21 protein-coding genes and 1 tRNA gene are annotated in these 20,404 nt (G+C 69.2%); 11 read left to right on the top strand and 11 right to left on the bottom strand.

Features of this window, described 5'->3' with window-relative positions:
* Positions 1-417: 417 nt before the first annotated feature.
* From ACZ6CL_RS25730 to ACZ6CL_RS25715, 4 genes are all read right to left on the bottom strand, one after another.
* Complete coding sequence (locus ACZ6CL_RS25730; RefSeq protein WP_468939252.1) at positions 418-1,293, bottom strand: helix-turn-helix transcriptional regulator; 876 nt, start codon at positions 1,291-1,293, stop codon at positions 418-420.
* 106 nt (positions 1,294-1,399) lie between these two features.
* Positions 1,400-2,206: a helix-turn-helix transcriptional regulator gene (locus tag ACZ6CL_RS25725; RefSeq protein WP_468939251.1), complete on the bottom strand. Its 807-nt coding sequence runs from the start codon at positions 2,204-2,206 to the stop codon at positions 1,400-1,402.
* A 373-nt stretch (positions 2,207-2,579) separates the two neighbouring features.
* Positions 2,580-2,993, bottom strand: coding sequence for a hypothetical protein (locus tag ACZ6CL_RS25720; RefSeq protein WP_468939248.1), 414 nt, complete (start codon positions 2,991-2,993; stop codon positions 2,580-2,582).
* A 59-nt stretch (positions 2,994-3,052) separates the two neighbouring features.
* On the bottom strand, positions 3,053-3,454 hold the full coding sequence (locus ACZ6CL_RS25715) for an ATP-binding protein (RefSeq protein WP_468939245.1): 402 nt from the start codon (positions 3,452-3,454) through the stop codon (positions 3,053-3,055).
* A 156-nt stretch (positions 3,455-3,610) separates the two neighbouring features.
* On the opposite strand from ACZ6CL_RS25715, the gene ACZ6CL_RS25710 reads away from it, so the two are divergent.
* Positions 3,611-4,495 carry a helix-turn-helix domain-containing protein gene (locus ACZ6CL_RS25710; RefSeq protein WP_468939244.1) on the top strand — a complete coding sequence of 295 codons (885 nt, stop codon included), beginning with the start codon at positions 3,611-3,613 and terminating at the stop codon, positions 4,493-4,495.
* A gap of 17 nt (positions 4,496-4,512) precedes the next feature.
* Positions 4,513-4,737 carry a DUF397 domain-containing protein gene (locus ACZ6CL_RS25705; protein WP_468939242.1) on the top strand — a complete coding sequence of 75 codons (225 nt, stop codon included), beginning with the start codon at positions 4,513-4,515 and terminating at the stop codon, positions 4,735-4,737.
* A gap of 76 nt (positions 4,738-4,813) precedes the next feature.
* Here the strand turns inward: ACZ6CL_RS25705 and ACZ6CL_RS25700 are convergent, their stop codons facing one another.
* Positions 4,814-5,401: a lytic polysaccharide monooxygenase auxiliary activity family 9 protein gene (locus ACZ6CL_RS25700; protein ID WP_468939239.1), complete on the bottom strand. Its 588-nt coding sequence runs from the start codon at positions 5,399-5,401 to the stop codon at positions 4,814-4,816.
* 164 nt (positions 5,402-5,565) lie between these two features.
* On the opposite strand from ACZ6CL_RS25700, the gene ACZ6CL_RS25695 reads away from it, so the two are divergent.
* Both ACZ6CL_RS25695 and ACZ6CL_RS25690 read left to right on the top strand, forming a co-directional pair.
* A tRNA-Lys gene (locus tag ACZ6CL_RS25695) sits at positions 5,566-5,639 on the top strand.
* 84 nt (positions 5,640-5,723) lie between these two features.
* A complete protein-coding gene (locus tag ACZ6CL_RS25690; RefSeq protein WP_468939236.1) occupies positions 5,724-5,984 on the top strand; it encodes a DUF6191 domain-containing protein in 261 nt (86 codons plus the stop codon).
* 69 nt (positions 5,985-6,053) lie between these two features.
* Here the strand turns inward: ACZ6CL_RS25690 and ACZ6CL_RS25685 are convergent, their stop codons facing one another.
* The gene (locus tag ACZ6CL_RS25685) at positions 6,054-6,647 is read right to left on the bottom strand and encodes a choice-of-anchor C family protein (RefSeq protein ID WP_468939234.1); all 594 of its coding nucleotides are present in this window, start codon (positions 6,645-6,647) and stop codon (positions 6,054-6,056) included.
* A gap of 344 nt (positions 6,648-6,991) precedes the next feature.
* Between ACZ6CL_RS25685 and ACZ6CL_RS25680 the strand changes: the two genes are divergently transcribed.
* The 7 genes from ACZ6CL_RS25680 (at position 6,992) to ACZ6CL_RS25650 (ending at position 13,722) form a co-directional block, all read left to right on the top strand.
* A complete protein-coding gene (locus tag ACZ6CL_RS25680) occupies positions 6,992-7,636 on the top strand; it encodes a hypothetical protein (RefSeq protein ID WP_468939233.1) in 645 nt (214 codons plus the stop codon).
* A 61-nt stretch (positions 7,637-7,697) separates the two neighbouring features.
* Entirely contained in the window at positions 7,698-8,426 is a 729-nt protein-coding gene (locus ACZ6CL_RS25675; protein ID WP_468939231.1) for a hypothetical protein, read from the top strand.
* A gap of 142 nt (positions 8,427-8,568) precedes the next feature.
* Positions 8,569-9,165, top strand: a complete 597-nt coding sequence (locus tag ACZ6CL_RS25670; protein WP_468939228.1) for a DUF1326 domain-containing protein — start codon at positions 8,569-8,571, stop codon at positions 9,163-9,165.
* On the top strand, positions 9,162-10,019 hold the full coding sequence (locus ACZ6CL_RS25665; RefSeq protein ID WP_468939225.1) for a DUF2182 domain-containing protein: 858 nt from the start codon (positions 9,162-9,164) through the stop codon (positions 10,017-10,019). Before ACZ6CL_RS25670 ends, ACZ6CL_RS25665 begins: the two co-directional genes overlap by 4 nt.
* Positions 10,020-10,181: 162 nt before the next feature.
* Positions 10,182-11,648, top strand: a complete 1,467-nt coding sequence (gene yczR / locus ACZ6CL_RS25660) for a MocR-like transcription factor YczR (protein WP_468939223.1) — start codon at positions 10,182-10,184, stop codon at positions 11,646-11,648.
* 25 nt (positions 11,649-11,673) lie between these two features.
* On the top strand, positions 11,674-12,954 hold the full coding sequence (locus ACZ6CL_RS25655; RefSeq protein ID WP_468939327.1) for an aminotransferase class V-fold PLP-dependent enzyme: 1,281 nt from the start codon (positions 11,674-11,676) through the stop codon (positions 12,952-12,954).
* Positions 12,955-13,158: 204 nt separating this feature from the next.
* The gene (locus tag ACZ6CL_RS25650; RefSeq protein ID WP_468939221.1) at positions 13,159-13,722 is read left to right on the top strand and encodes a nitroreductase family protein; all 564 of its coding nucleotides are present in this window, start codon (positions 13,159-13,161) and stop codon (positions 13,720-13,722) included.
* A gap of 78 nt (positions 13,723-13,800) precedes the next feature.
* Here ACZ6CL_RS25650 and ACZ6CL_RS25645 read toward each other — a convergent pair whose 3' ends face one another.
* The 5 genes from ACZ6CL_RS25645 to ACZ6CL_RS25625 all read right to left on the bottom strand — a co-directional run bounded on the left by ACZ6CL_RS25645 (position 13,801) and on the right by ACZ6CL_RS25625 (position 20,396).
* On the bottom strand, positions 13,801-15,096 hold the full coding sequence (locus ACZ6CL_RS25645) for an amidohydrolase (RefSeq protein WP_468939219.1): 1,296 nt from the start codon (positions 15,094-15,096) through the stop codon (positions 13,801-13,803).
* A gap of 63 nt (positions 15,097-15,159) precedes the next feature.
* A complete protein-coding gene (locus ACZ6CL_RS25640; protein ID WP_468939216.1) occupies positions 15,160-16,455 on the bottom strand; it encodes an aminotransferase class I/II-fold pyridoxal phosphate-dependent enzyme in 1,296 nt (431 codons plus the stop codon).
* Positions 16,452-17,363 carry a DMT family transporter gene (locus tag ACZ6CL_RS25635; protein ID WP_468939213.1) on the bottom strand — a complete coding sequence of 304 codons (912 nt, stop codon included), beginning with the start codon at positions 17,361-17,363 and terminating at the stop codon, positions 16,452-16,454. Before ACZ6CL_RS25635 ends, ACZ6CL_RS25640 begins: the two co-directional genes overlap by 4 nt.
* Positions 17,364-17,557: 194 nt before the next feature.
* The gene (locus ACZ6CL_RS25630; RefSeq protein WP_468939211.1) at positions 17,558-18,880 is read right to left on the bottom strand and encodes a pyridoxal phosphate-dependent aminotransferase; all 1,323 of its coding nucleotides are present in this window, start codon (positions 18,878-18,880) and stop codon (positions 17,558-17,560) included.
* Between the two features lie 94 nt (positions 18,881-18,974).
* Positions 18,975-20,396, bottom strand: a complete 1,422-nt coding sequence (locus ACZ6CL_RS25625; protein WP_468939209.1) for an FAD-dependent oxidoreductase — start codon at positions 20,394-20,396, stop codon at positions 18,975-18,977.
* Positions 20,397-20,404: the final 8 nt, after the last annotated feature.

Raw genomic sequence — 20,404 nt, 5'->3', positions numbered from 1 at the left:
GACGAAATGCCGGGCCAAGTCGACCGGCCCCGGAAGATAGAACTCCGCCACCGCTCCGGTACGGGTCACGATGTCCCAGACGAGAAGCAGCGTCAGCCCGAATACGAGGGGCGGAAGCACTCCCCGGAACAGGGTTCCCGTGCGGTGTCCGCCACCCCCGCCGCTGTTCTCGCGGGTCTTTCGTACCCGCCCCGGCCGGGGGAAATCCGGCTCTCGCCGCAGCGTCACCGCATCCGGCTCACCGCGCGCGACCGCCGTGCCGTTCCCGTACCCCTCACCCATCCCCAAATCCCCTTGTATTACCGGCGGTTGCCAGATCGCGGCACGCCCAGCGTGCAACCTATCCCCAGCGCACACCGGTTCACAATGTCGGTGGGAAGACGAAACAATTCCGATGCCGGACTTCCCACCCCCTCCTCAGCGTTCCCCGAGAATGCCCAGCTCGGAGGCGCGCGCCCCGGCCTGGAAGCGTGAGTTGGCGTCCAGCAGCTCCAGGATCCCGGTGACATAGCGACGGTACGTACGCACGGAAATCGCCAGATCGCGGGCGGCCGCCTCGTCCGTGACCCCGTCCCGCAGCCGGGCCAGCACCCGCCGCACCATCTCCGTACGGGCGCGGTTGCCGAAGTCGAGCGGGCGCGGGGCGGGGGTGGCACCCGCCCAGATGGAGCGGAACATGCCGTACAGCGAGCCGACGACCACCTGGTCCTCGATGACCGAGGTGTGCCGCCCGTTCGCCGACTCCGTGCACACCAGCGCGGTCCGGCCGTCGGCGATCACGGCCGTGGGCAGGGGCACCGGGGCGATCCGGACCTGCGCGGGGCGAGGGGCGGGCGCGGGCCGCTGGTCCGCCGCCCCTCCCTCCCCCCGCTCCTCGGGGCCGGGCGCGGGCCCCGGGATGGGCGCGGGTACGGGCGCGGGCCCCGCCGGAGCACCGCCGCCCGAGCCGGAACCCGCGCCGCCGCCCGGGCCTCCGCCGGATCCGGCCCGGCCGCGCAGCACCCGCACCCCCACCGCGTCGTCGTCCAGGTTCAGCAGCAGGGCGGTGAGCGCCGCGTGCGCCGCCGCCATCCGGCCGGGCGCTTCCGGAAACACGGCGTCCACCCGCCCCCGGGCGTTGGTGATCACCTGTTCGGCGGCGGCCAGGAATGCCCCGTCCGCCATTCCGACCTGGGTGAACTGCCCCTTCCTCGTTCTGCGGGCCCGGTGTTCGACGACGGTGGCCTCGATGAGGGCCCGCACCTCCCGCAACGTCCGGTCCAGAACATCCCCCGGATCACCGGGCTCCTTCATGTCGTTATCCCTGCCTCGCGACGTGGTCAAGGTCGGAGTGCCATGGCTCATGGATCGTGGGTGGTGGGTCGTGGGTGGTGGGTCGTGGGTGGTGGGCGACGGCGGGTCAGTGGTCCGGCAGCAGCCCCAGCTCCACCGCCCGCACCCCCGCCTGGAAGCGGGACCCGGCCCCCAGCTCCCGCATGATCTCCGCGACATACCGGCGGTAGGTCCGCAGGGACACCTGCATGTCGCGCGCCGCCACCTCATCGGTGTGGCCCGTGCGCAGGCATTCCAGAATGCGCCGCGCGTCGGCGGGGCACAGCCGCCCGCCGAGCCGCGGGTACTCCTCGAGCGCCACGGCGTTCCCCCAGGTCCCCGCGAACATCAGCTCCAGCGCCTGCACCGCGGCGGGATCCTCGACGAGCGACGCCTGCCGCCCGCCGCCCCGCGCCGGGTCCGGCGGTTCGTTCCGTACGTAGACGATCTGGCCGTCGACGAACAGCGCCTCCGGTAACTCCCCCTCGCAGACGCGGACCTCGCAGCGCGGATCGGTGCGCGCCAGCGCCCGCACCCGGGCCGCCTCCAGCGCCCGCGGCAGACACAGCAGCCGCACCGCGCGGTGCCCCCGACCGCCCCGGGCCGGCCGGGCCAGCGCGGCGCAGACCACCTCCGACTGCTCCTCGCCGCCCGACAGGACGACGCTCACGGTCCGTTCGGCCCCGTCCACGAGCGTGTCGACGACCTCGGCGAGCGGCACCTGCCCGAGAGCCTTCCCCGCCCAGGAGTCCTGGGCCAGCTCCCGCTGGTGCCGGGTGACGGTGGATTCGATCAGATCGCGGGCGGCCAGCAGGGCACGCTCGACGTAGTCGCCGGTCATGGCGGGCGGTGAGGGGTCCGCGTCATGCTCAGGAGAAGGCTCGGACCTCGTCACAAGACCAACCATGACTTCCCCTGCAGGGCGACAGTTACCTAGTTTTGCAAATACCGGCCTGGTTCTTGGAATTTCCGTGCCTCGACGTGCTCATTACGCGGAGGCAGCATGGTGCGAAATCACTGATGACAGTAATTCGCGCACAGCGACGACGTCAACGCGGGGCGTGAGGTAAAGAATCGACCAAGTCCGGCGCGTCAGAGCACGAGACGGCGCTCGACTGGCCGCCAGGCGGGGCGCGTTGTCAGCAAATTACGAACCATCAGCACAGGAGATCGCCATCCGGACACGATCAGTCGCTATGCGACAACGCTCCGCCACGAATCGCAAGGGGAGCTGTCCGGTTGCTGCCACGCCCCGAACAGGACATGGGTCACCGCGGGCCCTGGCTTATCCCCCCGTGGAAGTCGCGCCCCTGGATGACCATGCCCCCGGAGACGGTCCCGGAGAAGGAGTTGTACACCGCGCCCCGCTCCTCCGGAGCGGGCTCGCCGAACTCCCGTAGCCAGGCGGCCAGGTCGCGCCCGAACTCCGGGTCCTGCCGGGACCGCTCGACCAGCAGATCGGCCAGCCCGCGCAGCCGCTCCTCGTCGTCGTACGGAATGGCGACCGGCTCAGCCTCACCCGCCGGACCGGCGCCGCCCGCCGGATCGACACCGCCGCGCCGCCGCACCCGGCGGGCCAGCGCGCCGAGCGACTCCAGGGCCCGCCGCCCCGCCTCACCGCCCGCGCCCGACACCGCCGCGTTGACCGCCGCGACCAGCGCGCCCGTCGTCACCGGATCCATGAGCCCCTCCCCTGCCGTTCCGTCAACTCCCCGTGACACAACGTTAGTGGCGCGGAGGGTCAGGGATCCACCGATTCGGCACGCAGCGTGAACCAGACCGTCTTGCCGTCGTCGTGGAGATCCGTACCCCACTCATGGGCCGTCTTGCTGAGCAGGAACATCCCGCGCCCGCACTCCGAGAGGAAGTCCGGCTCCTTGACCACCGGCAGCGAGGTCTCGGAGTCGAAGACGGCGGCACATATCCCGTACGGGCGGTTTTCGAGCGTCAGTACGCACTCGGGCGAGGCCGCGTGCTTGTGGACGTTGGACAGCAGCTCGGTGACGCACATCGCCGCGGGCGTGATCAGTTCCTCGCGTCCCCACAGGCGCAGCCGCGCGCTGACGGCGCGGCGCACATCGGCGAGTTTCTGCGGGTGGACGCGGAGGCGGAACTCGTACCGCTGCGGGATGTTCTCTGCCATATGGTCCGGGGCCCCTCCCATGCGCAGCGCACTACCGCCGTGTCACAGGGCGATCCTGGCTCATCGGGAGTGTCACTCGCAATGTTTCGACCCTTTAGCTCACAACTGGCATATGCCGCCTGGTGACCCCGATCGGCGATAGGACAGACTGACGCCATGTCCTACCAGCCAGTGCCCACCGTACGGCGCAGGCGTCTGGGTTCGACTCTGCGGAGGCTGCGCACCGAAGCGGGGATGACCCTGGACGCGGCCGCCGAAGCGCTCAACGCGACCGCGAACGGCTCCCCTGGCGCCCGCCACTGGACCGCCCCCAAGCTCTCACGCATCGAGAACGCCAACGCGACCATCCGCACCACCGAGGTCGAGATCCTGCTGCGGGCCTACGAGGTCACCGACCGGGACATCCGGATCGCGCTGGAGGGGCTCGCCAAGGACGCGGGCAAGCGCGGCTGGTGGCAGACGTACCGCGGGGTCGTCGCGCCCGCCTACGCCGACTACATATCGCTGGAGTCGGACGCCGACTCCGTCCGCGACTACGCCCCGCTGGTCATCCCCGGACTGCTCCAGACCTCCGAGTACGCGCGCGAGACGATCGCCGCGAACGCCAGGGCCCGCAGCGCGTCCGAGGTCAGCGCCCTCGCCGAGGTGCGGCTCGCCCGCCAGGCCGTCCTGACCCGCGCGGACACCCCGCTGAGGCTGTGGGCCGTCATCCACGAGACGGCGCTGCGCCGCCGGTTCACCGACCGCCCGGCCATCATGGCCGAGCAGTTGCGCCGCCTGCTGGACGTGGCGGAGTGGCCGACGGTGACGCTCCAGGTGATGCCGATCGACTCGGCGCCCAACCCGGGGGACGCGGGCGCGTTCACACTTGTGGGCTTTCCGGGTCCGATGCCGGATGTGGTCTCCCAGGAGAACCTGCGCGGCCCCACGTACGTCGAAGGGGTCGACGACGTCAACGTTTTCGTCGACGCCTTCGGCCGCATCGCCGACAGCGCGCTGTCTCCGGATGCGACGAAGGGCCTCATCGCAGATCTCGTATGAGAAAGAGGGCCCCACACATGAACACCTCATGTACCTCTGCACCGTTCGCCGGGAACCAGCACCGTCCGCGCTGGCGCAAGTCCTCGTACTCCGTGGGCGAGGGCCAGTGCGTGGAGATCGCCGCCAGCGGCGGGCGCCTCCTGATCCGGGAGAGCGACGACCCGGGCGTGGTCCTGACCACGACCCCGGCGACGCTCGCCGCCTTCCTGCGGGGCGCGAAGGCGGGCACGTTCGACGCGTGATGTGAGCCGACGAGGGCCGCCCGGTCTCCCGGACCGGGCGGCCCTTCTGGTCTCAGAAATGCTCTCAGAACTGCTCTCAGAACTGGACGTCCGAGCACGCGTAGAACGCGTTCCCGGTGTCCGCGATGGTCCAGACGGCGAGGATCACATGCCGTCCGGTCATCCCGCTGGGGATCGTCCCCGAGTGGGAGAGCGTGGACGGCGGTCGCTGGCCGTTGTACGGCACCGTCAGGAAGGACTGGAGGCTCGCGCGGGTGACCTTGGTGCTCGGGTTCCAGCCGTTCTTGGTGATGTAGTACTTGAAGTCGGTGGTCGCGTGGGAGGCCGTGAACCGCCAGTTGAAGGTGTAGCTCTTCCCGGCGGTCAGCTTGGTCGCGGGCCACTTCCCGCCGCGCGGATCGTCGAGCGGGGCGAACCGGCTGTTGCCGCCCGCGCAGATCGTCCCGTCCGCGGGGCCGCCCGACGGGAAGCCCTTGGGCCCTTCGACGCTCTGCGGCTCGTACTGGATCTCGCCACAGTTGGTGACGGTCCCGTTGGCGCACAGCTTCTGCCTGCTGATCGGTGAGTCGGTGTAGCCGTGACCGGTGGCACTGCCGCCGGTCGCGAGGACGGTGACCGCCGCGAGCCCGATGCCGACCACGGCGGCGCGGATCTTCTTGCGCATGCTTCGCTCCTGAAGGCGTGGGGGTGCTTCTGCGAGCCGTGCGATGCGGTCTAGACCAAGTGGAGCGTAGCCAGGGCTGATGGTCATGTCCATACCAATCGCAACCGGCCGTCCAGCCGGTTCGGACCACGCTCCGAGGTCCGGTAAGATTCCGTTGTCAGCAGGCGCCGCTAGCTCAGTTGGTTAGAGCAGCTGACTCTTAATCAGCGGGTCCGGGGTTCGAGTCCCTGGCGGCGCACCCTGGCTTTACGCCACAGACCTGGGGTTTTTCGGCACGTCCGAAAAACCCCAGTCGTGTTTCTGGAGGCGCGAGAAGATGCTGATGACGGTGGGCATCGCCGCCGGTGCCCTGTGGATCGTGCTGTTCTCCTGGGTGATCTGGCACCGGCGCAGGTTCGGTGGAGGCGGTGCCGCGAGCACCGAGGCGCTGGCCGAGGTGTTCCATCCCTCGCGGCGCCATGTCCAGGAGCAGAAGGACCGACAGCTCGCCCTGCGCGACGACGCGGACTCCGGCGCCCCGCCGGGCAGCACCGTGGACCTGGACGCGGGCACGGCGGTCGTGCGCCCACGGCCGAAGGCCTGACGAAGAAATCCTTCCGGCATGACGAAAGCCCCGGCACGCACGGCGTGCCGGGGCTTTCGCGTCTCGCTGTCAGTCGCAGGAGGGGCACGGTTCGCAGTGGCGGACCGTGACGTCGTCGATGACCGGGCCATAGGCGCCGGACACGGTGCTGGCGAATGCCAGGGTCGTGGTGGCGCCGGTCGCCACGAAGGACACCTCGCGGGTCACATAGCCCATGTTCGCCATCGTCTTGCCGGTGATGTCGAAGCTGAAGTTCTGGAAGTTCTGGCCGTCGATCAGGACTTCTCCGGTCTTCAGGGCCGGGCCCCCGGCGGGGTTACCGGCGAGGGAGTACGTCACCGTGTACCGCTTCCCCGGCACCGTGGTGAAGGTCTGCGACACCGTGCCCGCGTTGCCGCCGTTGAGGTCGACGGACTGGTCACCCTCGGCGGCCTGCCAGAACCCGGCCCCGATGTGGTCGACGTTCCCCCCGGTGACCGTCCATGGGCCGACGGTCTGTCCCGTCCCCAGGTTCACGAACGTATTGGCGGCGACCCGGGGCGTCTCGAAGCTGCCGTCGTCGAAGTGGCTGACCGCGGGCGCGGCCAGCGCGGCGCCCGTACCGGCTCCCGCGAGGACACCAGCGACGATGACCGCGGCGGCGAAGGTGCGAATGGGCGACATGTTCCCCTCCTGGATGAAAGATGCGCGAGCGTCTGAATTGACCGCCCGGATGAATCTCCCGCATCGCCCGGCGGAGACCAAGGCCGAGTCACCGGCGCACGGAGGTGCGCGGGGTGACGAACTCCCGTGACGCGCCGCCGAGTTGGTCAACCCGCCCCCAGTAGCCAGGGCTCCCTGGTCAACGCATTGTGCCGGGTGCTCGCATCAGGACATGTCCCGTTCAGGGCATTACTTTTCTCAGCCGCGAGGGCTTCTGCTGCTACATACTCATGCTCGTCGAACAAAAGGGCTGTCTATCCGCCCTGACCCGAATAGGTGGCTCTGACAGATTCGATTGGGGAGAAATGGACGACCTCTACAGGTTCTCGCTGGTTGAGAACATCGGGGATCTCGCAGAGGCCCATGCCTTGCGCCTCGTCCGGTACGAGCCTCGTTTCCCGGAGAGCGATTTCTGGTGGCTCGACAAGGACCGCGATGTGCACGGCAAGGTATTCACGCTGCACAAAGGGGACCGCATTGGCGCCTCACTGCGGATAGTCCCGGTCACGGCCTGCGTCACGGAGATCGAGGAGCTGGGTCTCCTCCCGGAGGACCTCAAGGGCGATCCCTCGGTGTGGGAACTGGGCCGACTGGTCTCGGTTCCGAGCCGGGGCCGGGACCTGCCGTACTCCCGCCTGCTCTTCGGGTGGGCGACCCAGTGGGCGAAGGTCAATCTGCCCATCCGGAAGGTCGTCTCGTACTGCCGGGGAGGAAAGGTCTCCGGATTCGAGGCATCGGGCGCGAAGGTCGTCGCCGGTCCGTACTCGGTGCCCGAGCGGGGCGACGACTACTACACCATCGTGGCCGATCTGCAAGACGTGGTGGACCGCCTCTCCGGCTACGGCTTCGGAACGCTGCTGGAGGCGGCAGCGGCCGGAAAGACGGAATTCTCGACGGAAGAAATCCTCGGCAGCCCCCGCGTCCCGGCGTCCTCCGGGACGAACTCGTAACTCGTCACTCGTCACACGCAAGAAGCAATCCACACATAGTCCGCGAAGGAGTTCGACTGCCATGTCCGACACCGAGATCATTCGTCCGGAGCTCCGCAAGCAGGTCGACGAGAGGCTCAACAGCTACATCAAGAAGTTCTACAACGAGGTCCCGTACGCGACCCACTTCCTGAAGGCCTCGGACGTCGACATGGCGTACTACAAGCGGCACACCATCGAGACCATCCTGCGCATCCGCCGCAAGCGCACCATCGACGCCCACGCCATCCACTACTTCACGCTGCACAACCCGGCCGCGGCGAAGGAATGGGCCGAGTACACCGACGACGAGATGCTGCACGACAAGCTGTTCCTCGCCGACCTGGAGCGGCTCGGCGTCAAGCCGGACGAGGTGTACTCCACCGACCCGTTCCTGGCGACGAAGCTGCTGAACGGCTACTTCCTCTACTGCCAGGAGTTCGAGGGCACCCCCCTCGCCGCCATCGCCAGCAGCTACTTCCTGGAGTACACCACCCGGAAGACCCAGCCGGACTGGCTGGACAACCTGGAGAGCACCCTGGGCAAGGACGAGGTCCGGGGCGCGCGGACGCACGTCAACTACGACATCGACGAGGACCACACCGGCGACGTGTGGAACACCCTGATGTCGCTGGTGGAGTCGGACGCGGACGTCGAGCGCCTGCTGGGGCACTTCGACCACCTCTACAAGCTGTTCACCATGTACTTCACCGAGGCCTACGAGGCCACGCGCGCCAGTGAGGCCGCGCTCGCGGGTTCGCCCGCCGCCTGACGGCACCGCGCCGAGGCGCCTGACACAGCGGAAACGTCAACGCACAGCCCGCTGGGTGCCGTGGGCCATTCCCACGGCACCCAGCCCCTCGTGGCACGCCCCAGGCGGACTGGGCGATATGGAAGGGCAGTGGACACACGTTATGGAATGGTCGATTGAAGGGCGGCTGGCCGGGGCCTGCAACTGCGGTACGCCCTGTCCTTGCTGGTTCGCCGAGGCGCCGACGCACGGCTCGTGCGATGCCATCGGCGTCGGCATCGTCGACAAGGGTTTCTACGGCGACGTCGACCTCACCGGCTGCAAGCTGGGCGTCGCGTACCGCACCGTCAAACACGTCTGGGACGGCGGTCTGAAGGTCGCCGTGTACATCGGCGACGACACGCCCGAGGCCCAGTCGGCGGCCATGGAACAGATCCTCACGGGCAAGGCGGGCGGGCTGCTGGCCCTGCTCTTCACCCTCGTCGAGGACTTCAAGGGCATCCGCCGGGTCCCGATCGAGCTGGACGACTCCGGTGAGAAGCCGTACTTCCAGCTGGGCCGGGCCAGCACGATCCCGGTCAAGCCGCTTCTCGGCAGGGACGGCGAAACACCGATCGCGGTGCACAACGCGCTGATGTCCTTCGGCGGAGAACGGCTGCTGGCGAAGACCGAGAGCCGCTTCTCCGATCCCGACCTGGGATGGGACTGGCCGCTGGTGCACGCCGACTTCGGGCCCATGAAAATGGGGTCCGAGGAGTGACGGCGAGCCCGGCGCGGGTGATCCGGCGCCTGACCCTCACCACCGGTGTGTGGATGGTCGCCGTGTCGGGGCTCGCCTGGTGGTGGATGTACTCCGCGGGCGGCATGCCGTCCATGCCGGGGACGGGCGCGGGGACAGCGCCGGGGATGGCGCCGCCGATGGCCGGGCACGCCGGACACCACGCGATGGAGCACGGCACCTCCACGCCGGTCATGTCGCTGGCCGAGGCGCTGATGTTCCTGGCCATGTGGGCCGGGATGGTGGTCGCCATGATGGTGCCGGTGGCGGTCCCCCTCGTCGCGGCGCACCGGTTCGTCACCCGGACCAAGGGGCGCCAGGGCGCGGTGGACACCGCCGTCTTCATCACCGGCTATCTGGTGGTGTGGGTGGTCTCCGGTCTGGTGCCGCTGCTCCTGGTGGCGCTGAAGCGGTGGCTCCTGCCGGTCAGCGAGGGCAGCACCTGGGCGGTGGCCGGGGCCGGGGCTGTGATCACCATGGCGGGCTTCTTCCAGTTCACCGGCCTCAAGACCCGGTGTCTGACGGTGTGCCGCAGCCCGCTGTCCTTCGTCCTGACCCACGACTTCGCGGCGGGACGGATCGGGACCCTGAAGGCCGGGGCGCTCAACGGCCTGTACTGCCTGGGGTGTTGCTGGGCCCTGATGCTGGTCCAGGTGGCGGTGGGGCTGCACAACGTGATCTGGATGGGGGCGCTGACGCTGCTGTTCCTCGCCGAACGCGTGCTCCGGGCCGGACAGCGCGTCGCGATGGTCACCGGAGCGGCGATGCTGGCGCTGGGCGTGGCCCTGATTCTGGACCCCTTGCTCCCCACTCCGCTGGCCGCCATGGTCACCTGATCCCTTATAACGGTTCGTCTTAAATGGGCTCCTTTCTGCTCGGGACACCGGTTCCCGAGCGGGAAGGAGCCGACCTTATTGGCCATTCGTCGCTCCGGGGTGAACGGCCAGCCGAGTGGTTAGGCTGTGCCCGTGACTCGAGCCCAACTGAGGGAAGATGGCATGCCTGACACTTCCATGGCCGACTCCGCGGGCAGGTCCGTCACCCCCCGTCAATTAGCAGCGCTCTTACCCGATCTGTCCAAGAGCCGACCTGCCTATCGGCATCTCGCTCAGGCCATCCGGTCGCTGATCCTCGAAGGCCGTCTGGCCCTTCATGTGCGGCTTCCCGCCGAGCGCGAACTGGCGGGGGTCCTCACCCTCAGCCGCCCGACCATCACGGCGGCCTACGATCTGCTGCGCGGCAGCGGATACGCCCGCAGCCGCCGGGGTTCCGGGACCTGGACCATGCTGCCGGACGGTCTGCGGCCGGCCGGCGCCCGGCAGCCGCTGTCCCCCGAGGACGAGAACATCGACCTGGCGGCAGCCGCCCTCGGCCTCCCCGAGACCATGCTGACCGAAGCGCTCGCACAGTGCGGGCCCCTGCTCACGCAGCATGTGCACACTCCCGGCTACCACCCCTTCGGGCTGCTCGGGCTGCGGTCCGCCATCGCCGACCGGTACACCCAGCGCGGCGTCCCGACCCTGCCCGACCAGATCCTGGTGACCTCGGGCGCCCAGCAAGGGCTGGTGCTGACCCTGAGCCTGCTGGCCTCCCGTGGGGACCGGGTGCTGGTGGAGAACCCGACGTACCCGAACGCGCTGGACGCCATACGCCGCGCCCGGCTGCGCACCACCCCCGTGCCCGTGGCCGAGTCCGGCTGGGACGAGGAGATACTGCAGGCCACGCTGCGCCAGACACTGCCGCGGCTGGCGTATCTGATTCCCGACTTCCACAACCCCGTCGGCTGTCTCATGCCCGACGAGCAGCGCGGCGAAGTGCTGCGGGCCACCAGCCGTACGGGGACCTGGCTCATCATCGACGAGACGCTCGCCGACATCGCCCTGGACGTGCCCGCGCCGCCGCCGTTCGTCGCCCACGCCGGACCCGGCAAGGCCGAGCACGTGATCACCGTGGGGTCGATGAGCAAGAGCCACTGGGGTGGCCTGCGCATCGGCTGGCTGCGGGCGACCCCGCGGCTGATCACCAAGCTGGCGCAGCTGCGCGTCAGCATGGACATGGCCGGTTCGGTGATGGACCAACTGCTGGCCACCTCGCTGATCGTGCGGACGGACGAGATCCTGCTGCCCCGGCTCGCGCAGATCCGGCTTCAGCGCGCCGCGCTGCTGACCGCCATGGCCCACCATCTTCCGCAGTGGCGTGCGCAGGTACCGCCCGGAGGCCTGTCCCTCTGGGTGGATCTGGGCGAGCCGATCGCCTCGTCGCTGGCGGACCGGGTGCTGGCCAAGGGCGTCCGCATCGAGGGCGGAGCCCGGTTCGGCGCCGACCCGGGGACGCACGACAACCGTCTGCGCATCCCCTACACGCTTCCCCCCGAGACACTGGAGGAGGCGGTGCGGCGCCTGGCGTCCGTCCTGGCCGACGGGCCGCTGTGCAGCACGGCGGCCAGCCCCCACTGGGTCGCCTGACACCACGACCGACAAGGAGAGTCAGATCAACGCGCATTCGGCCCCAACGGCCCGCTTAGACGCACAGAGCATCAAGAAGGATTTCCCGATCCTCGACCGACGGGTGAGGGACGACAAGCCCCTCGTCTACCTCGATTCGGCCGCCACCTCGCAGAAGCCCCTGCAAGTGCTGGACGCGGAACGGGACTTCTACCTGCGGCACAACGCCGCCGCGCACCGTGGCGCTCATCAATTGGCCGAAGAGGCCACCGAGGCGTACGAGTCCGCCCGGCAGTCCGTCGCCGCGTTCCTCGGCGCTCAGGAATCGGACGTCGTCTTCACCCGCAATGCCACCGAGGCGATCAACCTGGTGGCCTACGCGCTGAGCAACGCGTCGGCGACGCGGCCGAGCGGCGCCCCGCTGACGCTCGGCCCCGGCGACGAGATCCTCGTGACCGAGATGGAGCACCACGCCAATCTGGTGCCGTGGCAGCAACTGGCCGAGCGGACCGGGGCGACGCTGCGCTGGGCGTCGATCACCGGCGAAGGACGCCTGGACGAGGCGAGCTTCGACCAGGCGCTCGGCGAGCGGACCAAGCTGGTGGCGGTGACCCACCAGTCGAACGTCCTCGGCACGATCAACCCGATCGCCTCGCTGGCGAGCCGGGCGCACGCCGTCGGAGCACTGGTACTGGTGGACGCGGCGCAGTCGGTGGCCCACCAGGCGCTGGACGTGACCGCGCTGGGCGCCGACTTCCTCGTCTTCTCCGCCCACAAGATGCTCGGCCCCAACGGGATCGGCGCGCTGTGGGGCCGCCAGGAGCTGCTGGCGGAGATGCCTCCGTTCATCACCGGTGGTTCGATGATCGAAACGGTGCGGATGGACCGGACCACCTTCCTGCCGCCGCCCCAGCGCTTCGAAGCGGGCGTTCCGCTGGCCCCTCAGGCGGTCGGCCTGGCCGCCGCGATCACGTACCTGAGCACCCTCGGGATGACGGCGGTGGAGGCGCACGAGGCGGAGCTGACGCGGCTGACCCTGGAGGGTCTGGCCGGGCTGAAGGGCGTCTCGGTGGTGGGCCCCGTCACCACTCAGGACCGCGGTGCCACCGTGTCCTTCACCGTCGCCGGGATTCACCCGCACGACGTGGGACAGGTCCTGGACGACTACGGTGTCGCCGTGCGCACGGGCCATCATTGCGCCCGGCCCATCTGTGACCGCTACGGCATTCCCGCCAGCACCCGCGCCAGCTTCTATGTGTATAACACCGCCGAGGATGTCACCGCCTTGATAGCGGGTATTGAAGCAGCGCAACGATTCTTCGCGTAAGGGGAATGTCAGCCCGCTGTGTCGCGATTCCGTTTTCGCCGCCTCGCCGTCCGGCGGCGGAACCGGTCATGGCCGCTATGAGACAGGCGCCCTGCCTCCTCAGCGGAAGGGTTTACGCCGAGTATGGAAGCGTTCAACCGTCTCTCCCGGGGCGGTTGCTTTCGTGTAGGCGGTGAAACCGCCGGTGAGAATACGAGGTGGACGATGAATGTCGCGCAAGCCGTGATCACCCGGCGCAGCGGCGCCCGATTGCTGGGACCGGCGCCGACGGACGCGGAACTGGCCGAGCTGGTGTCGCTGGCCGGGACGGCGCCGGACCACGGACGGCTTTCACCCTGGCGGCTCATCAATCTTCGCGGCGAGGCCCGGCGCGCGCTCGGCGAGGCGATGGCCGACTCCGCGGAGGGCGGGACGCCGCGCGAGCGTATGGTCGACAAGGCGTTGCGGGCTCCGCTCCTCGTCACGATCGTCTTCCGGCCGGAGGACCGCCCGAGGATTCCGCGCTGGGAGCAGCTGGCTGCCACCGCCTGTGCGATCCAGACGCTGGTGTTGCTGCTGCACGACCGGGGCTGGAGCAGCAGTTGGCGGACCGGCCCGGCCACCGAGTACGCCGAGGTGCGCAAGGTGCTGGACATCGGCGCGGACGAGCAGTGCCTCGGCTGGCTCTATGTCGGCACGGAGGAGGAGACCGGTTCTTCCTTCGTGCGGCGGCCGATCGACGGCCACTCGAAATTCTCCTCCATAGGGGCCCTGGTGCCGCAGGGGTAACGGCCCTCCCTTACCGCTACGACGTCGTCCCGCGCACTCACCGGTGCGCGGGACGACGTCGTGTGCGGGGCGCGGGCCCTACGCCGGGGAGCTGAGCCGGGCGGCGGGGGCCTCGTCCTCGGCGGCCTGGGCCGCGAGGTAGGCCAGGGCGGCGCCGGTCATGGCCCGGACCCCAGCGGCGATGGTCGGGCCGGGGACCGGGGCGAAGGCGGAGGAGTGGTTCTGCGGGATGTCCTCCGCGAGCCGGTCATTGAGCAGCGCGGTGTGGAACTCCTCCGGGTCGTTGCCGCCGAAGAACCAGAAGACCGAGGGCACCCCGGCGGCGGTGCCGAACACCCCGAAGTCCTCACTGGCGGTGTTGGGCCCCATGGCGATCACCGCGTCGGCGCCGAAGACGGCCTCGTGTGCCGCCGCGACGCGCTCCGTCGCGGCCGGTTCGTTGACGGTGGCGGGCAGTTGGTAGCGCGAGGTGATCTCCGGTTCCCGGGGAGCACCGGCCGCCAGCGCCTCGGCCTTCGCGAAACGGCTGATGGTGTCGACGACCTGCTGGCGCACGCCCGGGGAGAACGTGCGGATGTTGACGCCGAGTCGCGCCTCGTCCGGGATGACGGAGGCGGTGAGACCGGCCCGTAGATACCCCACGGTGACCACCACGGACTCCTGGGCGGGCACGGTGCGGGACACGATGGTCTGGAGTCGGCCGACCAGGGAGGCCGCCATCACCACCGGGTCCACGGCGGATTCCGGTTTGGAGCCGTGCCCGCCACGGCCGAAGAGCCGGATGGTGAGGCTGTCGGCGGCTCCCATCACGGTGCCGGGGATCTTGGCCACCATCCCGGCCGGGCCGGGCCCGACATGCTGGCCGAGGATGATGTCCGGCGTGGGGAAGCGGTCGAAGAGGCCGTCGTCCACCATCGCGTGCGCTCCGAGCCCGCTCTCCTCGGCGGGCTGGAAGACGGCGAGTACGGTCCCCCGCCACGCGTCGCGGTGCGCGGCGAACAGCTCGCAGGCGCCGAGCAGGCAGGTCACATGGATGTCATGCCCGCAGGCGTGCATGACGGGCACGTGGGTGCCGTCCTCGCCCGGCGCGGTGACCGTGGACGCGTACGGCAACCCGGTCTGTTCACGTACCGGCAGCCCGTCCATGTCGGCGCGCAGCATGACCACCGGCCCCGGTCCGTTGTGCAGGACCGCGACCACCCCCGTCCGGCCGATACCCGTGGTGACGTCCCATCCGGACCGCGTGAGCCGGTCGGCCACCACGGAAGCCGTGCGCTTTTCCTGGAAGGCGAGTTCGGGATGGGCGTGGAGGTCCTGGTACAGCTCCTCCAGGCGCGGCAGCGCGGCATCGATATGGGCGTATATGCCATTCATGAATTCTCCGGAATAGCCGAGGGGCGGTGGGATGGTGTGCTGGGTGGTGCCTTTCTTCTGGTGTTACTGCCGGTACTCTTCGAGAAATCGGCTCGTGCGGATGATGGCGTCGGTGAGCGTGTCGGCATCGGCCAGCGTCACGAAACGCAGACGGTTCGGGGTGGGCCAGCCGAAGTCACTCCCGGGCGCCACGAGGATGTTTTCCTGGTGCAAGAGGTCGAGCATCAGACGGCGGTCGTCCGTGATGCGGGACATCGCCTTGCGGTGGCTGGCGAACACGTACAGGGCGCCGCGCGGTTTGACGCAGCGCATCCCCACGTCGTTGAGCACACGCCAGGCCAATTCGCGCTGCTCCGCCAGGCGGCCGCCCGGCAGGGTCATCGCGGTGGCGTCGCGCCCGCCGAGCGCGGGGGCGATGGCGTGCTGCGCCGGTACGTTGGGACAGCCCCGCAGGGTGGCGAGGGCGCCCAGGGCCTCGGCGAACGGTTTCGTACGGCGCGGCGGACCAGTGACCAGGAGCCAGCCCGCCCGGTAGCCGCCGACCCGATAGGCCTTGGAGAGGCTGTTGAACGTGAGGCACACGAGGCCGTCGGCGATCGTTGCGAGCGGGGTGTGCACGGCGTCGTCGAACAGGATCTTGTCGTGGACCTCGTCCGTGAACAGGACCAGGCCGTGCCGTCGGGCCACCTCGGCCAGGTCGCGCAGCGTCGCCCGGCCGTAGACGGCGCCGGTCGGGTTGTTCGGGTTGATGACCAGCAGGCCCTTGGTGCGGGCCGTGATCTGGCGCTCCAGGTCGTCCAGGTCCGGCTGCCATCCGGCCTGCTCGTCGCACCGGTAGGGCACGGGCGTGGCCCCGGCCATGGTGACGGCTCCGGTCCACAGCGGGTGGCCGGGCAGCGGGACCAGGACCTCGTCGCCGTCCTCCAGGACGGCCTGGGTGGCCATGAGGATGAGTTCCGAGGCGCCGTTTCCGACGTGGACGTCGTCGATGTCGACGCGGGGCACCCCCGCGTTCAGATAGTGCTGGGCAATGGCCCGGCGGGCGGTGGCCAGGCCCTGGGGGTGCCCGTATCCCGGGGAGTCCGCCAGCGCGCGGTGCACGTCCAGGACCAGGCTGCCCGGGGGCTGGAACCCGAAGGCCACCGGGTCCGCCTTGTGCAGCCGCAGGACGCGCTGACCGCTGCGTTCGAGCCGGTCGGCGGCGGTCAGGGCGCCCGTGGCGTGTCTGAGCGGGTGTGTGCGGCCGGCCGGGGGGCGCGGCTCCGCGCGCTCCCCTGGCCGTACCGCCACCGGTGCCGCCACCGGCACCGGCACCGGCACCGGCACCGGGAGTGCACGGACGTCTCCGAAGGAGGTCATGACGTTTCTACGGTGACCGGTTTCTCCACCACGACCGGCTTGGCGGATGGGGGCGTCATGGACAGCCGTGCCCACTGGGCCAGACCGACGCACGCGAGGACGAGGACCGCGGCGGCCAGCGTCCAGGCGCTGATCGACTCGTCCAGCAGGAGCGCGGCCCACCCGACGGTCAGCAGGGGCTGGAGCAGCTGGATCTGGCTGCCTCGGGTGACGCCGACCCGGGCCAGACCGGGGTACCAGGCGCAGAACCCGAGGAACATCGAGAAGAGCGAGACATAGGCGAGGCCGATGAGGGGCTGGACCGCGATGTCATGGGGCGGGGACACCGCGAGCGACACCGCCGTGATCGGCACGGTGAGGGGCAGGGAGAGGACCAGGCCCCAGGAGATGACCTGCCAGCCCGGCATCATCTTGGAGAGTCGGCCGCCCTCGGCGTAGCCCAGGCCGCCGGTGATGAGGGAGCCCAGGAGCAGCAGGTCGGCGAGGGCGAGTCCGTCGATCCCGTGCTGCAGGCTGTAGGCCACGATCACGGCGGCACCGGCGGCGGCGGCCCACCAGAAGAGCGCGCTCGGGCGCTCCCCGCGCAGACGGCCGAACACGGCGGTGGCCAGGGGCAGCAACCCGGTGACGACGGCGGCGTGCCCGGAGCTGACGTGCTCCAGGGCGAGCGCGGTGAAGATGGGATACCCGGCGACGATGCCCACGCCGACGAGCAGGAGGGGGATCATGTGTTCCCGGCTCGGCCGGGGGACCCGCTTGACCATCAGCCAGATGGCCGCCGGGATGGCGGCGATGACGGCACGGCCGATGCCGATCGTCCAGGCGTTGAAGGACGGAAGCGCCTTTTGCGTGGCAGGAAAGGTGAGGGAGAAGGTCACCACGCCCAGCACGGCCAGTAAGACCCCCATGCCGTTCATGGTTGGCGACGTCGTCTTCGGGGATTTCATGCTCTTTCTGCCTCTTCTGGGGTAAGGGGGATGGGCCGGGCCTATCGGGGCCCGGCCCATCACGTTAGAGCGTTGCCGTGTCCTGATCCCTAGCCAATCTTCAGGTCGTGGCTTGGTGCCGGTCCGCGTGCTGCTCAGGACTTCCGGTAGACCGCTCAGGACTTCCGGTAGTCGGCGAGGAACGAGCCGATACGGGTGATGGCGTCCGCCAGCTGTTCGGTGTCGGGGAGGGTGACGAGCCGGAAGTGGTCGGGGGTGGGCAAATTGAATCCCCTGCCATGGACCAGGAGAATTTTCTCCTGGCGCAGCAGATCCAGGACGAGCTGTTCGTCGTCGTCCACCGGATAGACCGACGGGTCCAATTTGGGAAAGGCGTAGAGGGCGCCCTTGGGCTTGGTGCAGCTCACACCGGGGATGTCGTTGAGCATCTTCCAGGCCGTCTCACGCTGGGCGTGCAGTCGGCCGCCGGGGAGCACGAGGTCGGTGATGGACTGGCGGCCGCCCAGGGCGGTGGCGACCGCGTGCTGGGAGGGGACGTTGGGGCACAGGCGCATGTTGGCCAGGATGTTCAGCCCTTCCAGATATTCCCTGGCGTGCGCCTTGGGACCGCTGACCGCCAGCCATCCCGAGCGGTAGCCGCATACCCGATAGGACTTGGACAATCCATTGAACGTCAGGCAGAGGAGGTCCGGGGCTATCGAGGCCAGCGGAATGTGCTCGACGTCATCGTAGAGAATCTTGTCGTATATCTCGTCGGCGCACAGGAGAAGCTGGTGACGTCCCGCGATCTCGGCGATGCCGCGCAGCAGGGCCTCGTCGTAGACCGCGCCCGTGGGGTTGTTCGGGTTGATCAGGACGATGGCCTTGGTCCGGTCGGTTATCTTCGCCTCGATGTCGTTGAGGTCCGGGTACCAGTCCGCTTTCTCATCGCAGATGTAATGGACCGGCTTGCCGCCCGCGAGGCTCACGGACGCGGTCCACAGGGGATAGTCGGGCGACGGGATGAGGACTTCGTCCCCGTCGTCCAGGAGTGCCTGCATGGCCATCTGGATGAGTTCGGAGGCGCCGTTGCCGAGGAAGACATCGTCGATATCGATGCCCTCGACGCCCCGGGTCTCGTAGTACTGGACGACGGCTCTGCGCGCGGCGACCAGCCCTTGCGAGTCGCCGTAACCGTGTGATTCGGCGAGGGCGCGCTGCATGTCCAGCACGATGTCGGCAGGGGCCTCGAAACCGAAGGCAGCGGGGTTTCCGGTGTTCAGCTTGAGAATCCGGTGACCCTCGCGTTCAAGGCGCTTTGCCTCCGTCGCGAGAGGTCCGCGGATGTCATAGCAGACATCGGCTAATTTGGCCGACTGACCGAGCGTCGCCAACGGCCGGGACACCGCGTCGGCTTCCCTTCCGTCATGCCGACGACCGCCGGGCGGAATGGAAATGACGCGCCCCATCTTCTCGCGTCCCATCTTCTCGCTCCCCATCGTGACACCCTTCGCGTGCGACCCCGGAGGAGAGTTCTCCTCCGGTACGCCCTGAGGGTAGCGAAGCGTGCCCCGTGCCGCCCCGTGATAGTGGTTACTCGGCCGCCGACCCGGCCGAGGCAAGCAACGCCTCGACCTTACTGCGGCAAATGCCGCACCCCGTGGTCGCCTTGGTGCTGCGGGCGATCGCCGCGATGCTGACCGACCCCTGGGACCAGGCCTCCAGAATCCTTTTCTGCGGGACGTTGTTGCAGTAACAGACGGCGATATCGGCCGCCTTCCGGGCTGCCTCCTCCACCCCCATGTCCTCCAGCCGCAACAAACGCATGACCATGGCCTGCGTCAGCTGGGTACCGGCGTGATAGTGCTCGATGAACGGCGCGGCATCCGATTCCTCGCCGCCGAGCACCAGGGCGCCGCTGATGCGTCCTTCGCGCAGGACGATCCGCCGGTACGCGCCGCGATCGGCCTCTTCGACGGCGTGCACATTCGGGCCCTCGGGAGCGTTGGACTCCCCCATCACGGTCAGTTCGATGCCCGGCGCCTTCAGACGGGTGACGGCCGGGGGAATCGTGGCGGGGGCGGACTCCTCACGCACTCCGGTGATGGCCTCCGCCGCGATTCGGGCGTGCTGCCAGGCCTCGCCGACCAGTCCGCTGACGACGCCCCGTAATTCCGCGCAGTCGCCGATGGCGTAAACGGCAGGATCAGCGGTGCGCATGCTCTCGTTCACGAGTACGCCTCTGCCGACGGGGAGTTCCGCCGCCGCGGCCAGCGCCGTATTGGCCTCGAAACCGCAGGAGAGGACGAGGAGGTCGCAGGGAACCCAGGTGCCGTCCTCCAACCGCACGCGCCGCACCCGCCGGTCGCCCGCGACGCGGGTGATCGTGGAGCCGAGATGGACGGTCACGCCGAGGGAGGTGAGTTTCGTTACGACGATGTCCGAGGCCGTCTGGTCGAGCTGACGATTCATCACCGTCTTGTCGGCGTGCAGCACCTCCACATCGGCCCCTCGGCTGACGAGGGCGCGGGCCGTTTCCAGGCCCAGCACGCCACCGCCCACGACCACGGCGCGGGAGCCCGGTTCGGCGGCACGCAGGATGCGCCGGCAGTCGTCGAGGGTGTGAAAGCAAGCGGCGCCTTCCACCAATTCCCCGGATTCCCCGAAAAGACCCGCGATCCCCGCCGGTACGCGCGGCGATCCCCCGGTGGCCAGGACGAGCGCGTCGTAAGGGTGCTCACCTCCTGTGCTGTCCGTGACCGTTCGGCTTTTCCGGTTGATCGCCACGGCCCGGACGCCCGTTTTCACGGTAGCCGTTCCCTGGTCCTCCGAGAGAGGTATCTCGCCCTCGTCCACCACCCCCGACAGCACTTCGGTCAGCAGGGTGCGGTTGTAGGCGGCATGCTCTTCCGCGGCAAGGACGGTGATGCGCGATTCCGGGTCCCGGTGGACCAGTTCTGCCACCGTCCGCGTACCGGCCATGCCATTCCCGATAATGACAATACGCTTCTTCATGTCCGTCC

This window comes from Streptomyces sp. NPDC041200 (assembly GCF_055591805.1).
This window is presented reverse-complemented; position numbering and strand designations above follow the sequence as displayed.

Coding starts and splice junctions, on each gene's coding strand:
- ACZ6CL_RS25710 (WP_468939244.1), top strand. CDS start 3,611: ATGTCCTACCAGCCAGTGCCCACCGTACGGCGCAGGCGTCTGGGTTCG.
- ACZ6CL_RS25625 (WP_468939209.1), bottom strand. CDS start 20,396: ATGAAGAAGCGTATTGTCATTATCGGGAATGGCATGGCCGGTACGCGG.
- ACZ6CL_RS25680 (WP_468939233.1), top strand. CDS start 6,992: ATGGACGACCTCTACAGGTTCTCGCTGGTTGAGAACATCGGGGATCTC.
- ACZ6CL_RS25630 (WP_468939211.1), bottom strand. CDS start 18,880: ATGGGGAGCGAGAAGATGGGACGCGAGAAGATGGGGCGCGTCATTTCC.
- ACZ6CL_RS25705 (WP_468939242.1), top strand. CDS start 4,513: ATGAACACCTCATGTACCTCTGCACCGTTCGCCGGGAACCAGCACCGT.
- ACZ6CL_RS25720 (WP_468939248.1), bottom strand. CDS start 2,993: ATGGATCCGGTGACGACGGGCGCGCTGGTCGCGGCGGTCAACGCGGCG.
- ACZ6CL_RS25685 (WP_468939234.1), bottom strand. CDS start 6,647: ATGTCGCCCATTCGCACCTTCGCCGCCGCGGTCATCGTCGCTGGTGTC.
- ACZ6CL_RS25715 (WP_468939245.1), bottom strand. CDS start 3,454: ATGGCAGAGAACATCCCGCAGCGGTACGAGTTCCGCCTCCGCGTCCAC.
- ACZ6CL_RS25700 (WP_468939239.1), bottom strand. CDS start 5,401: ATGCGCAAGAAGATCCGCGCCGCCGTGGTCGGCATCGGGCTCGCGGCG.
- ACZ6CL_RS25650 (WP_468939221.1), top strand. CDS start 13,159: ATGAATGTCGCGCAAGCCGTGATCACCCGGCGCAGCGGCGCCCGATTG.
- ACZ6CL_RS25635 (WP_468939213.1), bottom strand. CDS start 17,363: ATGGGGGTCTTACTGGCCGTGCTGGGCGTGGTGACCTTCTCCCTCACC.
- ACZ6CL_RS25690 (WP_468939236.1), top strand. CDS start 5,724: ATGACGGTGGGCATCGCCGCCGGTGCCCTGTGGATCGTGCTGTTCTCC.
- ACZ6CL_RS25670 (WP_468939228.1), top strand. CDS start 8,569: ATGGAATGGTCGATTGAAGGGCGGCTGGCCGGGGCCTGCAACTGCGGT.
- ACZ6CL_RS25675 (WP_468939231.1), top strand. CDS start 7,698: ATGTCCGACACCGAGATCATTCGTCCGGAGCTCCGCAAGCAGGTCGAC.
- ACZ6CL_RS25640 (WP_468939216.1), bottom strand. CDS start 16,455: ATGACCTCCTTCGGAGACGTCCGTGCACTCCCGGTGCCGGTGCCGGTG.
- ACZ6CL_RS25645 (WP_468939219.1), bottom strand. CDS start 15,096: ATGAATGGCATATACGCCCATATCGATGCCGCGCTGCCGCGCCTGGAG.
- yczR (WP_468939223.1), top strand. CDS start 10,182: ATGCCTGACACTTCCATGGCCGACTCCGCGGGCAGGTCCGTCACCCCC.
- ACZ6CL_RS25730 (WP_468939252.1), bottom strand. CDS start 1,293: ATGAAGGAGCCCGGTGATCCGGGGGATGTTCTGGACCGGACGTTGCGG.